Origin of the sequence: Streptomyces parvus (assembly GCF_014648875.1) — a bacterium.
Lineage (GTDB): Bacteria > Actinomycetota > Actinomycetes > Streptomycetales > Streptomycetaceae > Streptomyces > Streptomyces parvus.
In genome coordinates, this window is sequence record NZ_BMRY01000007.1 from 365563 (window position 1) to 379842 (window position 14280).

Here is a 14280-nt window from a genome sequence, read left to right on the forward strand (position 1 = left end):
CGAACGTTATATGAAAACGATAGTCAATACCAAGTTCGGTCGGCTTGCCGGACTGCCGTCGTCGGGCGAGTGGGAGGCCGCCTCGCCGGGGATCAGGCCGACGCCTCGCCGTCCGGCGCGGGTACGCCGCGCGGACGGAGGACCATCAGCGAGTCCTCCTGGGTCGCGACCATGGCGAAAGAGAACCGGTCGACTTCGAGGCAGAGGGCGACATCGTCGCGGTGGGCTCCTTCGCGGACGCCCCCCGTCAGTTCGGCGGCGGCCCGAGACCCCGCGGCGCGGCGCACGAACGGGGTCGCGTCCGTCCCGGTCCCCGTGGCCCTCCGTGCGATGTACTGGGCGCACGCCAGGTCCTCCTCCGCGCGCCCGTCCTCGCCGGTGACCACGAACGTGACGGCGTCGCACCCCCGTTGGCGCAGGAGCCCCGCCGTCGCCTCCGCCACCACGAAGCCGGCGCACAGCACCAGCGACGCCTCCTTGACCGCGAGGGCGCCCACCGTCCCCGCCGTGGTCTTCTGTACGACAGTGCGCCCGCCCAGGTAGGTGGAGCGCAGCCGGCCGGGTGAGTTGACGGCGTCGAAGCCGGGCGCGGGCGCACCGTCCTTGAGTGCCACCCAGTCCGGATGGCGCGCCTTGAGCGCCAGGGCGTCGTTCAGTGACTCGGCGAGGACGATCTTCTCCGCCCCTCGGGCGAAGGCCCAAGCGGCCACGGTGTAGGCGCGCATGACATCGACCACGACTGCCACGGAGGGCGTTTCGGTCAGCTCGGGGATGCCGAGGAATCGCGTGTCCATCCGGTCATGATCGAGTAAGTCCGTCCTGAAGTCCCCTACTTCGTGAGTCACTTCACAGCGGCGGGCGTCGGCGTCCCGGATCCTCTGATCGGACGCACTGGTCCGGTCCGAACTGGCTGTCAACGGGCGAGAGGGATGCCATGTCGGAGATGCCGGAGACGGTGTCGGCTACGGCGGACCCGAAGGGCGGTCCGGGCGGGGAACGCGGACGCGTTACGGTCGGCCCGCGGATCTGGTCCTTCCGCCGACGGGCCGGGCCGAGCCAGGAGGCGGCCGCTTCGGGGGCCGGGACGAGCCCGGCACGGAGATCCGCGAGGCCCACCTGCGGGTGCTGCGCCGCCAAAGTCCGGGCCCGCGCCGCGCCGACTCCTGTGCGCCGGCAACCCTGCACCGGCCCACCCCACGGAGAACCACCGCGCACCGGCCCGCCGCGCAGAGCCTGCGGCCATGGCACCGCCTCAGGTCCGGTCCCGCCGGGGGCGCGGCGGCGGACCGTACGCCTCGACCAGCGCGTTGCGTACGGCGAGCCGTCCCGCGTGGCGGAACGCCAGAGGGTGGGAGTCCACCTCGTGCACCTTGATGGACCGCAGGATCACCGCGACGGCCACGGTGGTCCCGGGGTCCAGCTCCGCCAGCTCCTCGCGGACGCCGGAGCCGAACGCCTGGCGCAGTTCGGACACCTCCTCGGCCGACCAGCCCGGCACCGTGCTCGTGTCCGCCACTTCGAACTCCACGCCCTGCTCCCAGGGTTCGAAGTCCACCACCACCTGGGCGAAGAAGGACGGGCAGCCGGCCTGCCGGGCGTACGTGACCTTGACATCGCGCAGGGGTCGGGGAGGGAAGGTCCTCGGCTCGGTGGTCATGCGCCCACGCTAACCGCGCGCCGACGGTCTCCCCACGGAATTTCCGCGGGGAGGCCGTCCGTTCGCGCGTCAGGCGTCCCGGCGCAGCTCCAGCGTGCAGCACTTCACGCTGCCGCCCGCCTTGAGCAGCTCCGAGAGGTCCACCCCGATCGGGTTGAACCCGCGCTCACGCAACTGCGCCGCCAGCTCCGTGGCGTTCTGCGGCAGGACCACGTTGTACCCGTCCGACGTCGCGTTCAGCCCGAAAACCTCGGCGTCGGCGGGGGTGGCGAGGAGGGCGTCCGGGAACAGCCGCTCCAGCACGGCCCGGCTGCCGGGGGAGAAGGCCGCCGGGTAGTAGGCGACCGTCTTCTCGTCGAGCACGGTCAGGGCCGTGTCCAGGTGGTAGTAGTCGGGGTCGACGAGGGTCAGCCCGATCACCGGGCGTCCGAAGTACTCCTGGGCCTCGTCGTGCGAGCGGGGGTCGCTGCGGAACCCGGTGCCGGCCAGGAGCCAGTCGCCCGCCAGGAGATAGTCGCCCTCTCCCTCGTTGACGAAGGCGGCCGTGCGCAGCTCCGGAAAGCCGTTGTCACGCAGCCAGTTGTGGTAGGTGGGGCCCTCGGCGATCCGCTCGGCGTCGCGGAACCGGGCCACGAGGGCCCGCCCGTCGACGACCGTGGCGCCATTGGCCGCGAAGACCATGTCGGGGAGGGAGGGGACGGGGTCGATCGTGTCGACGGTGTGCCCGAGGCTCAGGTAGACCTCGCGCAGCCGCTCCCACTGGGCGATGGCCAGCGGAGTGTCGACGGGCTTCGCCGGGTCCATCCACGGGTTGATGGAGTAGACCACGTCGAAGTAGGTGGGCCGGCACATGAGGTAGTGCCGGGCACGTGCGGTACGCATATGGGGTAGGTCCCGATCGTCAGGGGCGGCCGGTGAGGTATCCGCCCATCGAGGTGAAGTACTCGGTCGCGGGCAGCTCGCGGCCGTCTTCGGTCCGTACACGGGTGATGGCCAGGCCGCGGTTGCGGCCCGTGCGGGCGTCGGCTCCGGCGACGATCACGACGCCGTCGCCCTCGCGGTAGAAGACGCGGCCCGGGGTGCCGCCGTAGCGGCCCTCGGACACGACGGCCGAGACGACCTCGATCCGCCGCCCCCGGTGGTACGTGAAGGCGGCCGGGTACGGGGCGGACTGGGCGCGGACCAGGCGCTCCAGGTCCTCGGCCGGCCAGTTCCAGTCGATGCGGATGTCCTCCTCGGCGCGCTTGTGGAAGAAGCTCGCCTTGGACCGGTCCTGCGGAGTGAACTCCCTCTGCCCGGAGGCGATCAGCCCGAGGGCCTCGACCGTGACCGGCGCGATGAGATCGACCGTACGGTGGAAGAGGTCGGTCGCGGTGTCCGTCGGCCCCACGGGCACCGCCCGCTGGACGACGATGTCACCGGCGTCCAGCTCCTCGTCCATCATGTGGGCCGTGACACCGACCTCCGGCTCGCCGTTGATGAGCGCCCAGATCAGCGGCGAGAAACCCGCGTAGGCGGGCAGCAGGGAGTCATGGATGTTGAGCGTGCCGTGGACCGGCAGGGTGAAGATCTCCGGCGGCATCCACGTCCGCCAGTTGTTGGCCACGATGATGTCCGGGGACACTGCCCTCAGTTGGTCCACGAGTTCGTCGTCCGGCCGATTGCGGATGATCACGGGGACGTCGTGCTTCTCCGCGAGATCGGCGACGGAGTCGCTCCAGATCTTCTCGTAGGCGTGCTCGCTCTTGGGATGGGTCACGACGGCAACCACGTCGTGCTCGGAGTCCAGCAGGGCTTGAAGGGTGCGATGGCCCCAGGTCTGGTATCCGAACATGACGACCCGCATGAAGGTGCCTCCTTGGAGAGCGGTGACCGGCGCTTCAGTAAAGCAAGGCTTACCTAAGATCACAACGGCCCATGATTCACAGGCAGGTTGACGGCCGATCACGGCTGGAAACGCCCCCTGACGTCGACAGGAGGGAACGAGCGGGTTAACTTGACCCGGCCCGCTCTCCGGCCGCGCGCCGTGGGTCCGAACGCGACGGGGAGGGACCTCCCATGCTCTGTACGAGGCTGACGAACGCGCGCTTCCTCACGATGGACCCCCGCCACCCCGTCGCCCACGACCTGGGGATCTGGCGGGGCCGGATCGTCGGCGTGGACGACGCCGTGACCTCCCTGCCCGCCCGCGAGACCCTCGACCTGGGCGGGGCGACCGTACTGCCCGGCTTCATCGACAGCCATGTCCACCTCGCCTGGGCCGGGTTGAAGGCCGGCACCCCGAGCGTCGCCCCGTGCGAACGGATCGAGGACATCCTCGCCGTCGTCGACGCGGCGGCCCGGCGGCCCGCCCCTCCCGGCGCCTGGGTGGACGTGGCCGGATACGACCAGCGGGCGCTGGGCCGGCACCTGACCGCCGCCGAACTGGACCGGGTCAGCCACGGCCGCAAGGTCTTCCTGATGCACGACTCCGGGCACGCCTGCGTGGTCAACACCGCGGTGCTGGAACTGCTGCCCGACGGGACCCCGCACGAGGACGGCTTTCTCGCCGAGAGCGCCATGACCGCCGCCCGCCGGCTGCGGCTTCCGTACTCCCAGGAGGAACTGGCCGACGCGATCGAGCTCGCCGCCCGCGCCTGCCTGGACGAGGGGATCACCGCCTGCGCGGAGGCGGGCATCGGCGGCGGACTCCTCGGCCACAGCCCCGTCGAGCTGGGTGCCTACCAACTGCTCCGGGACCGCGACCGGCTGCCCCTGCGGGTCCAGCTCATGGCCTCCGGCGACACCCTGCGCCCCCGCGCGGCACACACCGACGACGGGTTCACCCAGGCCCTGGACCTCGGCCTGCGCACCGGCTTCGGCGACGACTGGCTGTCGCTCGGCGCGCTCAAGATCTACACCGACGGCGGCATGATGGCCCGGACGGCGGCGCTCACCTCCCCGTACGAGGGCACGAGCGACAACGTCGGCCGCTTCCAGGACGACCCGGAACGCCTCGCCGCCCTCATCGTCGACGGCCATCTCGCCGGCTGGCAGCTCGCCGTCCACGCCATCGGCGACCGCGCCGCCGACCTCGCCCTGGGCGCCCTGGAGCGGGCCCAGAAGCTGCGGCCCCGCCCGGACGCGCGCCACCGCATCGAACACGCCGGGCTGATCCGCCCCGACCAGCTGCCCCGGTTCGCCGCACTGGGTGTGAGCGCGGTGGTCCAGCCCAACTTCCTGCGCTGCTTCGGCGACGACTACGCGACCGTGATGGGCCAGGAGCGGGCCGGCTGGATGTACCGGGGGAGGGGCTTCCTGGACCACGGCGTCGCGCTCGTCGGCAGCTCGGACCGCCCCGTCACGGACGGGGCGCCCCTGCGCGCGATCCAGTTCATGGTCGAACGTGCCTCCACCTCGGGCCGGCTCATCGGCCCGGACGAGGCCGTCACCGTCGACGAGGCGCTGCGGGCCTACACGGTCGCCGGCGCCCATGCCTGCCGCTGGGAGGCGACGGCGGGCGCCCTCTCGCCGGGGATGCGGGCCGACCTGGTGGTGCTGGGCGACGACCCGCACCGCGTGGACCCCTCCCGGATCGGGGACATCCAGATCGTCCGGACCTTCGTGGACGGCCGGGACGCCCGCGCCGAAGGCTGACGCTACGCTCGACGCCATGCCTGGGGAGAGCACGGAGAAGGCGGCGAGCGGGGCGGGCGCCGCGTGGGTGACCGTCGTGTCGTACGAGAACCTGCAGGGCTGCCCGCGGCCCCCGGCGGCCCTCCGCGCTTGACTGCGTGACCGCGGCATCGACTGGATGCCCTTCGCCGATGAGCTGATCCGCTGCGATCTCGCCTGCGGCATCGGCGCGGACGGGCGCCGACGCGGCTGGTACACGGTCCGGGTCGACGCCGACGCGCTGCGTGCCCTGGGCCTGCACCCCGACCAGCCCACCTCCGTGATCACCGCCCCCTCCCCGCCGCGCTGGTGGCACGCCGCCGCCGAGCGCAACGCCGAACGGCGATCCGGGGGCTGACGGCCCCTTGGTCCCCACTGCCTCCCAACTCCCGCCGTACCGAGGTCCATCGAGGTCCGTCGGACGGTCGACGTGTGTTGCCCCACATGCGGGCGGCAGAACAATACATCGCCCTTTTCGTGTTATTTAGGGTGAATCAGGGCATTGGCCCGTAGGTTGGGAAGACACGCCACCCGAGTGGCGTCCTGTGTCCCCCGACCCACGACCGGCAGGGTGCCGGGCACCCGCGCCGCAGGTCACGAACGAGGAAAGGCAGGGCAGGTGAACGTGCTGGGGATCATCGCCTCCGGTGTGGCCGCGCTGTTCATCACGGTCGCACTCGCCAAGAGTGCCCGCCGCGTGGCGCTCCGCCCCCACATCCCGGACGAACCGGGCGGGCGTGCGCCACGGGCCGAGGCGCTGCGCAGGACAGGCGGTGCGACGGCAGTGCTCGGCATCGGCACGGCGACCGGTGCGGCCCTGTGGCTCGGTGCGGCGGACGAAGCGGCGGGCTCCGTCGGAGGGCTGCTCGCCGGGGCGGGAGCGGTGGCGGCCCTCGGCCTCGTCCACGATCTGAAGCCGCTGTGGGCCGCCCTGCGCCTCGCCGTCCAGACCGCCGCCGCGGTGCTCGTCGTCTGCCTGGCCGGGCTCTCACCGGCGGCCGGCGTCCTGGCCGTGGTCTGGATCGTCCTCGTCACCAACGCGTTCGCCCTGCTCGACCACGCCGACGGGCTGCTCACCGCCGTCGGCCTGGTCACCGCCGCCGGACTGCTCGCGTGCGCCTTCGTCGGCGGGGACCCCGCTCTCGCCCTGCTTCCGGCGACCCTGGTGGCGGGCCTCGCCGGCTTCCTCCTCCACAACTGGCACCCCGCGCGCCTCCGTCTCGGCGCGTGCGGTGCGCAGTTCACCGGGTTCGCCCTGGCCGCCTCCGGCGCGCTGATCCAGGCGGCCGCCCCGTCCGGCCGCGCCGCGTGGGCCGCGCTGCCGGCCCTGGCCACGGTGGCCCTCGCCGACAGCGCCCTGGTCCTGATCTCCCGCCGCCGCGCGGCGCGTTCCCCGCTGCGCGCCACGGACGACCACATCGCGCACCGGCTGCGCCGGGTCCGTGTGACCGTGCCGGGCGCCGCGGTCCTGACCGCTCTGTGGGCGGGCGTGCCCGTGGCCACCGGGGCCCTCGTGTACGCGGAGCTGCTGCACCCCGCGTTCCTCCTGCTGCCGCTCGCCGGGACGGCCGCCGCCGTGTACGCCCTGCTGAGGATCCCGGCGTACGCCCCGCCCCGCACTGCCCCGCCCCGTACGGGCTCCTCCCGTACGGCCCCGTCCCGTACCGCCACGTCCCGGGCGACCCAGGACCGTACGATCACCGCCCGGCGCCGCACCGAGGCGGCCGACGCCGGTGCTGCGATCCCCGCCGCGGCCCCCGCGACGGGCGTCAAGGGCTCGGCTCCCGGCCGGGGTGCGCCCACCGGCACCGCCAGGACCTCCGCTGGGCACCCCACCGTGCCGCCCCCGCCCAACGGCCGCCCCGCCGAAGCCGCCACGGCCGCGGCCGAACGGGGCTGACGCCGCCCGGTCCGCGATCACCCCCGCAGCCGCCCGAGCGTGGCGCGGGCCGCTGTGCGCGCGTACGGGGAGACCATCAGATACGGGGCCCACGGCCAGGTGTGCCGCAGGCAGTACGCCCACCACTGACGCGGCGGCAGCTCCCGCACGGAGGTCACCCGGCGCAGCGCCTCCCGGACGCCGATCCCCGGCTCCCGGCTGCCGGGAGCCGCCGGTCCGTCCACGCACTCGCCGGCATGGCCCGGGGCGACGAGCACGGCCACCCCGGCCCGCTGAGCGCGCCGGCCGTGGTCGTAGTCGCCCATCCGATGACGGAAGACCTTGTCGGGATCGCCGACGACGTCGTACACGGCGCGGGGCACCAGAACAACCCGTCCGTCGTACGTGTCGCAGCGCTCGGGCCGGTGCGCGCCCGGCTCGACGAGCGTCAGGGACCGGCCCCGCCGTCCGGAGTACACCGTGTCCCCGTACGCGTTCCGCACCGCGCCGACGACGACCGCGCCGGCCCCCGCCGTTTCCGATGTGCGCAAAAGGGTCACGAGGGCGTCCCGGAAGAGCACGACGCCGTCGTCGAGCCACAGCTGATGCGTCCACGCGTGGCTCGGCCCGCCCGGGCCGCCGCCGAGCGGGCCGCCGCCCCCGCCGCCACTGCGGCTGTTCCGGCTCGCGATGCGCAGCGCCTGGTTACGGGAGACGTCGGGGCCCACCGACATGACCTCCACCGCCGGATGGTGCAGCCGCACCGCCTCCGGCGTACCGTCGGTGCTGCCGGTGTCCACGAGATGCACGCCCAGCGTCGTCCCCGCGGGGAGACCGCGCTGCCCCTCCAGGGCGCGCAGGGCGGACAGCGTCCGCGCACGGTGGTCGTGACTCGTCATCAGCACGGCCAGATGGACGGAGTGCACAGCGGGCTCCTCAGCTCCTCAACTCTCATCATTCATGCATAGAAGCTGATATTCCGCATAGGCTGGGTGGGTGAGCGCCGAACCGATCGCGAACCTGCTCGGGCCCGTGCGGGGCCCCACACCCCCGCGCAGGTTCGGCCGCTTCGTGCCGGTGTTCGCCTTCCTGCTGGCCGTCCTGTGCGTGAGCACGGTCGCGCTCACCGCGACCGTCCGCTCCACGGCCGCATCGCCCGGCTTCTACCAGGCGGTGCTGGACGAGGAGTCGGCCTACGACCGCCTCTACGGCGAGGTGCTCGTCGATCCGGAGATCTCGCCGGTCACCCGCGATCTGCTGGCGCATCTGCCCGTTCCCGAGGCGCTGGTGACCTCGAACATCAAGGTCGTGCTGCCGCCCGCCACGGTCCGGGCCCTCACCGACCAGCAGATCGACGCGGTGACCGGCTATCTGCGCGGCGACCGGGACGAGCTGCGGCTGACCGTCGACCTGGCCCCGGTTCTGGAGAACCTCGCCGATCTCGCGCGCGTCTACTTCGGCGACCTGGTGGCCAACGTGCAGGGCCGGGACCAGCCGGACTTCGAGCGGTTCACCGCCGATCTGGCATCGGGGCTCGACGACCTCAAGGAGGGCCGGGCCCCCGAGCTGCCCAGGCTGCCGCTCACCGAGGACCAGGCCGACCGCGCCGCCGAAGCCCTCCTCACGGCGGTACCGGAGGGGCAGCGGACGGCGCTGCGCCCCGAGATCGAGGTGGCGCTCGGCGAGGGGGACGTGGCGACCGCGCTGGCCGCCACCGCCGCCGCCGTGCTCTCCGACGGCTCCCGCAGCGCGGCCGCCGGCCTCCGCGCCACCCTCCAGGACGGCACGTGGGACCTCACCGGCACCCTGACCGCCGCAGGCGCGGACCTCACCGCTCTGGAACAGGCTCGCGACACCATCAGGTTCCTGACCCTCCTCCAGGTCATCGCCATCACCCTCGCGCTCGCCGCCCTCGCGACCCTCTGGTTCACCGGCCCCGCCGCCCCGGCCCGCAGACTGATGCGGCTCGGTCAGGCGCTGGCCTGTGCGGGCGTCCTGACCGCCGCGGCCGTGTTCCTGGCCCGGCTGATCACCGGCGGGCGTCTTCTCGGCACACCGTCCTCGTGGGCCCCGAGCGTCACCTCCCTCGTCGACGATCTCCAGCGCAACGCCGTGAACCAGGCGGTGGCCACCGGTCTCGGCGCCGCCCTCACGGCCCTCGTCGGCGGCGTACTCCTCACGGGCGCGGGCTGGGCGCTGCTGGTGCGCCCCGACCGGATGCCGGCGCCGACCCCGACGGCCGTGCGGACGACGGCGGCGGGCGTGGCCTGTGCCGCACTGGCCGGCGTCCTGGTCGTGCCACCCGTGTTCGGTCCGTCCGCACCCCGCCAGTGCCTGGGCAGCAGCCGCCTGTGCGACCTGCGCTATGACGAAGCCGCCTACCTCACCTCGCACAACGCCATGTCCACCACCGCCGACCGGTTCATCGGCCCGCTTCAGGACCCCGACATCACCACCCAGCTCAACACGGGGGTCCGGGCCCTCCAGCTCGACACGTACCGCTGGGAGAGCCCCGAGGACATCGCCGCACGGCTCGATTCCCCCGAGTTCACCGCGGAGCAGCGGCGCCTGATCGCCGGGGCCGTCGACAAGGCAAACCCACCGCGCGAGGGCCTGTGGCTCTGCCACGGCGTCTGCCGCGCCGGGGCCATCGAGCTGGTCCCGGCCCTGGAGGACATCGGCGACTGGCTGCGCGCCCACCCCACCGAGATCGTGACGCTCATCGTCCAGGACGACATCAGCGCCGAGGACACCGAGGAGGCCTTCCGCGCGGCCGGCCTGGACGACCTCCTGCACACCCCCGACGCGGACCCGGACGCCCCGTGGCCCACCCTGGAGGAGATGATCGACAGCGGCCGCAGGCTGGTGGTGTTCGCGGAGAAGGCCGACGGCCCGGCCCCCTGGTACCGCAACTTCTACCGGTACGGCATGGAGACCCCGTTCGCCTTCCGGAGCCCCTCCGAGATGACCTGCGCACCCCACCGGGGCGGCACGGGAAAGCAGCTCTTTCTGCTCAACCACTTCATCACGAACGCCGGCGGCAGCCGCCTGGACGCCGGTCGTGTCAATGCGCGCGACTGGGTCCTGGAGCGGACCCGGGCCTGCGAGGCGGAGCGCGGCAGCCAGGTCACCTTCATCGCCGTCGACTACACGACGATCGGCGACGCGCTGGGAGCGGTGAACGAACTGAACTCCCGCCGTAAGCAGGGCGACTGACGGTACGGCTCCAGTGTCGGCGACACACGCGAGGCCGTCCGGCGTGGCCGCACCGGAAACCCCGGGGAGAGCTGGAGGGGAGCGTGAGAGGCTACGTTCCCAGGGGCTCCACACCGTGCGGACGGAGCCGGACGACTGCCTACAGATCAGGAATTCAGTGCCCATGACTCCTCCGAGCGACCCGGCACCGCACGGTGCCCCCGCCGCAGCACCGTCACCCGGCGGCGGATCCCCACAGAGGGGCGAGGGCCGTCTGCTGGCCGTGAGTGACCTGCACGCGGCGGTGACCGACAACAGGCCGATCGTCGAGTCCCTCCACCCGACGTCCGACGCCGACTGGCTGATCGTCGCCGGCGACGTCGCGGAGCGCCCCGAGGAGATCCGGTGGGCGCTCCGGCTTCTCGCGGAACGCTTCGCCCATGTCATCTGGACCCCCGGCAACCACGAGCTGTGGACCGTGTCCAAGGACCCGGTCCAGCTGCGCGGCCAGGCCCGCTACGACCACCTCGTCGCGCTGTGCCGGGAGCTCGGCGTGACGACTCCCGAGGACCCCTTCCCGATCTGGCCGGGCCCCGACGGGCCCGTGGCGATCGCGCCGCTCTTCCTCCTGTACGACTACACCTTCCGCGCCCCGGGAACGCACACGAAGGAGGAGTCGCTCGCCGTCGCGCACGAGAGCGGCATCGTCTGCAACGACGAGTACCTCCTGCACCCCGACCCGTACCCGACGCGGGAGGACTGGTGCCGTGCCCGGGTCGCCGGGACCGCCCGCCGGCTCTCGGAGCACGACCCGCAGATACCCCTCGTCCTCGCCGGACACTGGCCGCTCGTCCGCGAACCCACGTCGGTGATGTGGTACCCGGAGTTCGCCCAGTGGTGCGGCACCGAACTGACCGCCGACTGGCACCGCCGCTTCAACGTCACCGCCGTGGTCTACGGCCACCTCCACATCCCCCGTACGACCTGGTACGACGGGGTGCGTTTCGAGGAGGTGTCCATCGGCTACCCCAGGGAGTGGCGCAAGCGGGGGCACCCGCGCGGCCTGCTGCGGCAGATCCTCCCGTACGAGGGTGAGCCCGCCCCGCCGGAGAAGGCCGGAACCGGGCCGTCCGCACAGCCGCGCACCACCGGAGGCGCCTCGTGATCGAGCTGCTGCTGCCCGCCGACGTCTCCACGGCGGCCACCCGCGCGGAGACCGTCCCGGACGGAACCCTCTTCCCGGAGGAGGAGGCGTTGATCGCCAAGAGCGTCGCCAAACGCAGGAACGATTTCGCGACGGCCCGCGCCTGCGCCCGGCGCGCCATGGCGGGACTCGGCCTGCCACCCGTGCCCGTACTCCACGGTCACCGGGGGAGACCTCTGTGGCCCGAGGGAATCGTCGGCACCCTCACCCACTGCACCGGATACCGGGCGGCCGCACTGGCCCGGGCGACGGACGTGCTGTCGCTCGGCATCGACGCCGAGCCGCACGGCCCGCTCCCCACCGGCGTAAGGGAGTTGGTGACCCTGCCCGCCGAACGTGAGCGGATCGGTCCGCCCGCGCCGGAGGGCACGGGCGAGATCCACTGGGACCGCATCCTGTTCAGTGCCAAGGAGAGCGTCTTCAAGACCTGGTATCCGGTCGCCGGTGTGGAACTCGACTTCACCGAGGCGGATCTGACGTTCCATCGCACGGACGCTCCGTCTCCGGGGAGCGGCGACGGCTCCCCGGTCCCCGCCGCCGAGGGCACCTTCACCGCCCGTCTGCTGCTCACCGACCCGGCCCTGCCGACGACGCTGCACGGGTGCTGGCGGGTCGAGGACGAGATCGTCGTCACGGCGGTGCTGGTCAGGCCCGACTGGCGGGAGCACGACGGGATGTGACGGTCATTCGGCCGGGGGAGCGGTGAGGGGGCGCCCGAGCCCCACGTTCCACCGGCCGGAGCGCCCGCTGAGTTCGGTCAGCGTCAACGGCGCGACGTCCAGCCGCCAGAACGCCTCCGGAGGCAGCCGCAGGCCGTGGACGACCGCCGCCCGGACGACGGCGGCCTCGGCCACGGCCAGGAAGCTTGCGCCGGGTGCGTCCGGTCCGCCGAGGGAGTCCAGCCACGCCCCGGTCCTCGTCACCAGGTCGCGCAGCGACTCGCCGCCGTGCGGAGCCGCCGACGGGTCGCCGAGCCAGGCGGCCACCTCGGCGGGTTCGGAGGCGGCCACTTCGTCGAGGCGGCGGCCGGCCCAGCCCGCCAGGTCCCAGCCGCCCAGGGCCGGTTCGGTCCGGGCCGCCAGGCCGAGGGCCTCGGCGGTCTCGCGGCACCGGCCGGAGGGGCCGCTCAGTACGAGCCCGGTGGCCGGCACCGCACCGGCGGCGGCCCGCGCACTCTCCCGGCCGGACCGGTCCAGCGGGGAGTCGCCGTCGAAGCGGGCCTCCCGCAGCGCCGCGTTCATCGCCGGTGAGATCAACATCACCCGTACTGTCATGTCCCTGCTCTCGCATCCGCACCAGGGGTCCCGCAGCCCTGTCGCCCCAAGGAATCCGCCCTCCGTGACGCTGCACATTGGACCATGGCGGTGCCTGCGTGCAGGCGGTATGGTCACGTCGACCATGACGAGGGTGGGACGGAAGACCGGTGGGAATCCGGCACGGTCGCGCCACTGTGGACCCGCCTTCGGGCGGGCGAGTCAGACCCGGCACCTTCGTCCGAGGCACCACGACAGGGACGCGTGTTCCCACAGGAGGTTCTGCCATGGCACAGTCCGCCGTTCCCGCGACGGGGACATCCGAGATCACTCCGATCTCGGCGAAGGCCCTTGCCCCTTGGGCGGTCTTCTTCGGCATTCTCATGCTCGTCCTGCTGTACTTCGTCGGCGCCGAACAGGGCGCCACCGCACTCGTCTCGGGCGAAGGCGTCCACGAGTGGGTTCACGACGGCCGTCACCTGCTCGGCTTCCCCTGCCACTGAGGCACGTGCCACTGAACACGTGCCACTGAGGCACCTGCCACTGAGCACCTGCCCCTGAGGCACCTGAGGAACCAGGCCCCGCCGGGGACATCATCCGCCGGGGAAACAGCGGACGCGGCCGGCAGCGGCAAGCAAGAGAAACCAGGAAACCATCGTGAACTCCATATCTGTCAGAGCCCTGCTCGTGCGCGGCATGCTCGCGGGCCTGATCGCGGGCGCGCTCGCGCTCGTCGTCGCCTACTTCCTCGGTGAGTCCCAGGTGGACGCGGCCATCGCCCTCGAAGAGGCCCACAGCCATGACCACGGCGGCGGCGAGGAATTGGTCAGCCGCACCATGCAGGCCACCGGCGGGCTCGCCACCGGTGTGCTGGTCTTCGGCGTCGCGGTGGGCGGGATCGCCGCCCTCGTGTTCTGTTACGCCCTGGGCCGCATCGGCGACTTCGGCCCCCGGGCCACCGCGGCGCTGGTCGCGGGCGCCGCCCTGCTCACGGTCTACGTCGTACCGTTCCTCAAGTACCCGGCGAACCCGCCCGCCGTCGGCAACCCGGACACCATCGGCAAGCGCACCACCCTGTTCTTCCTGATGGTCGCCCTCAGTGTGCTGCTGGCCGTCGCCGCCGTCATCATCGGCAAGCGGCTCGCACCCCGCCTGGGCAACTGGAACGCGAGCATCGCGGCCGTCGCCGGATTCGTCGTTCTGATCGGCCTCGCCTACGCCTTCCTGCCCTCCTTCGACGAGGTGGGCAAGGACTTCCCGGCGACGCTGCTGTGGGAGTTCCGTCTTTCGACGCTGGCGGTCCAGGCGACGCTGTGGAGTACCTTCGGCGTCGTCTTCGGCTACCTCACCGAACGGCTTCTGACGCCCGCCGCGCGTGCGACGGCACCGCAGGCCGCGGGTGCGGTGAGCTGAGCCGCACCGACGCACGCACGGACCC

14 protein-coding genes are annotated in these 14280 nt (G+C 72.7%); 8 read left to right on the forward strand and 6 right to left on the reverse strand.

Features of this window, described 5'->3' with window-relative positions:
- Positions 1-92 precede the first annotated feature (92 nt).
- From IE140_RS23325 to IE140_RS23340, 4 genes are all read right to left on the reverse strand, one after another.
- A complete protein-coding gene (locus IE140_RS23325; protein WP_150197622.1) occupies positions 93-794 on the reverse strand; it encodes a 2-phosphosulfolactate phosphatase in 702 nt (233 codons plus the stop codon).
- 458 nt (positions 795-1252) lie between these two features.
- Positions 1253-1657: a hypothetical protein gene (locus IE140_RS23330; protein ID WP_150197621.1), complete on the reverse strand. Its 405-nt coding sequence runs from the start codon at positions 1655-1657 to the stop codon at positions 1253-1255.
- A gap of 69 nt (positions 1658-1726) precedes the next feature.
- Positions 1727-2641: a dimethylargininase gene (gene ddaH / locus IE140_RS23335; protein WP_341874152.1), complete on the reverse strand. Its 915-nt coding sequence runs from the start codon at positions 2639-2641 to the stop codon at positions 1727-1729.
- Positions 2559-3503 (reverse strand): methionyl-tRNA formyltransferase, encoded by a 945-nt coding sequence (locus IE140_RS23340; protein ID WP_150197619.1) that lies wholly within the window; start codon positions 3501-3503, stop codon positions 2559-2561. The genes ddaH and IE140_RS23340 overlap by 83 nt, the downstream gene beginning before the upstream one ends.
- 212 nt (positions 3504-3715) lie before the next feature.
- Between IE140_RS23340 and IE140_RS23345 the strand changes: the two genes are divergently transcribed.
- The 3 genes from IE140_RS23345 to IE140_RS23355 all read left to right on the forward strand — a co-directional run bounded on the left by IE140_RS23345 (position 3716) and on the right by IE140_RS23355 (position 7211).
- A complete protein-coding gene (locus tag IE140_RS23345) occupies positions 3716-5293 on the forward strand; it encodes an amidohydrolase (protein ID WP_150197618.1) in 1578 nt (525 codons plus the stop codon).
- Positions 5294-5450: 157 nt separating this feature from the next.
- The gene (locus IE140_RS23350) at positions 5451-5669 is read left to right on the forward strand and encodes a hypothetical protein (RefSeq protein ID WP_093440413.1); all 219 of its coding nucleotides are present in this window, start codon (positions 5451-5453) and stop codon (positions 5667-5669) included.
- Positions 5670-5930: 261 nt separating this feature from the next.
- On the forward strand, positions 5931-7211 hold the full coding sequence (locus IE140_RS23355; RefSeq protein ID WP_189460653.1) for an MraY family glycosyltransferase: 1281 nt from the start codon (positions 5931-5933) through the stop codon (positions 7209-7211).
- 17 nt (positions 7212-7228) lie between these two features.
- Here IE140_RS23355 and IE140_RS23360 read toward each other — a convergent pair whose 3' ends face one another.
- Positions 7229-8116, reverse strand: coding sequence for a glycosyltransferase family 2 protein (locus IE140_RS23360; RefSeq protein WP_093440418.1), 888 nt, complete (start codon positions 8114-8116; stop codon positions 7229-7231).
- 70 nt (positions 8117-8186) lie between these two features.
- Between IE140_RS23360 and IE140_RS23365 the strand changes: the two genes are divergently transcribed.
- From IE140_RS23365 to IE140_RS23375, 3 genes are all read left to right on the forward strand, one after another.
- On the forward strand, positions 8187-10406 hold the full coding sequence (locus tag IE140_RS23365; protein ID WP_150194337.1) for a phosphoinositide-specific phospholipase C-related protein: 2220 nt from the start codon (positions 8187-8189) through the stop codon (positions 10404-10406).
- 163 nt (positions 10407-10569) lie between these two features.
- Complete coding sequence (locus tag IE140_RS23370) at positions 10570-11550, forward strand: metallophosphoesterase family protein (protein WP_150194339.1); 981 nt, start codon at positions 10570-10572, stop codon at positions 11548-11550.
- The gene (locus IE140_RS23375) at positions 11547-12269 is read left to right on the forward strand and encodes a 4'-phosphopantetheinyl transferase family protein (protein WP_150194341.1); all 723 of its coding nucleotides are present in this window, start codon (positions 11547-11549) and stop codon (positions 12267-12269) included. The genes IE140_RS23370 and IE140_RS23375 overlap by 4 nt, the downstream gene beginning before the upstream one ends.
- Positions 12270-12272: 3 nt before the next feature.
- Here the strand turns inward: IE140_RS23375 and IE140_RS23380 are convergent, their stop codons facing one another.
- Complete coding sequence (locus tag IE140_RS23380) at positions 12273-12863, reverse strand: histidine phosphatase family protein (RefSeq protein ID WP_150194344.1); 591 nt, start codon at positions 12861-12863, stop codon at positions 12273-12275.
- 266 nt (positions 12864-13129) lie between these two features.
- Between IE140_RS23380 and IE140_RS23385 the strand changes: the two genes are divergently transcribed.
- Both IE140_RS23385 and IE140_RS23390 read left to right on the forward strand, forming a co-directional pair.
- On the forward strand, positions 13130-13345 hold the full coding sequence (locus IE140_RS23385) for a CbtB domain-containing protein (protein ID WP_032762363.1): 216 nt from the start codon (positions 13130-13132) through the stop codon (positions 13343-13345).
- A 154-nt stretch (positions 13346-13499) separates the two neighbouring features.
- The gene (locus IE140_RS23390; protein WP_150194346.1) at positions 13500-14255 is read left to right on the forward strand and encodes a CbtA family protein; all 756 of its coding nucleotides are present in this window, start codon (positions 13500-13502) and stop codon (positions 14253-14255) included.
- Positions 14256-14280: the final 25 nt, after the last annotated feature.

Bases quoted from the DNA above. Each gene is read 5' to 3' on its own strand.
- IE140_RS23325 (WP_150197622.1), bottom strand. From the start codon at position 794: ATGGACACGCGATTCCTCGGCATCCCCGAGCTGACCGAAACGCCCTCC.
- IE140_RS23330 (WP_150197621.1), bottom strand. From the start codon at position 1,657: ATGACCACCGAGCCGAGGACCTTCCCTCCCCGACCCCTGCGCGATGTC.
- IE140_RS23340 (WP_150197619.1), bottom strand. From the start codon at position 3,503: ATGCGGGTCGTCATGTTCGGATACCAGACCTGGGGCCATCGCACCCTT.
- IE140_RS23345 (WP_150197618.1), top strand. From the start codon at position 3,716: ATGCTCTGTACGAGGCTGACGAACGCGCGCTTCCTCACGATGGACCCC.
- IE140_RS23350 (WP_093440413.1), top strand. From the start codon at position 5,451: ATGCCCTTCGCCGATGAGCTGATCCGCTGCGATCTCGCCTGCGGCATC.
- IE140_RS23370 (WP_150194339.1), top strand. From the start codon at position 10,570: ATGACTCCTCCGAGCGACCCGGCACCGCACGGTGCCCCCGCCGCAGCA.
- IE140_RS23380 (WP_150194344.1), bottom strand. From the start codon at position 12,863: ATGACAGTACGGGTGATGTTGATCTCACCGGCGATGAACGCGGCGCTG.
- IE140_RS23385 (WP_032762363.1), top strand. From the start codon at position 13,130: ATGGCACAGTCCGCCGTTCCCGCGACGGGGACATCCGAGATCACTCCG.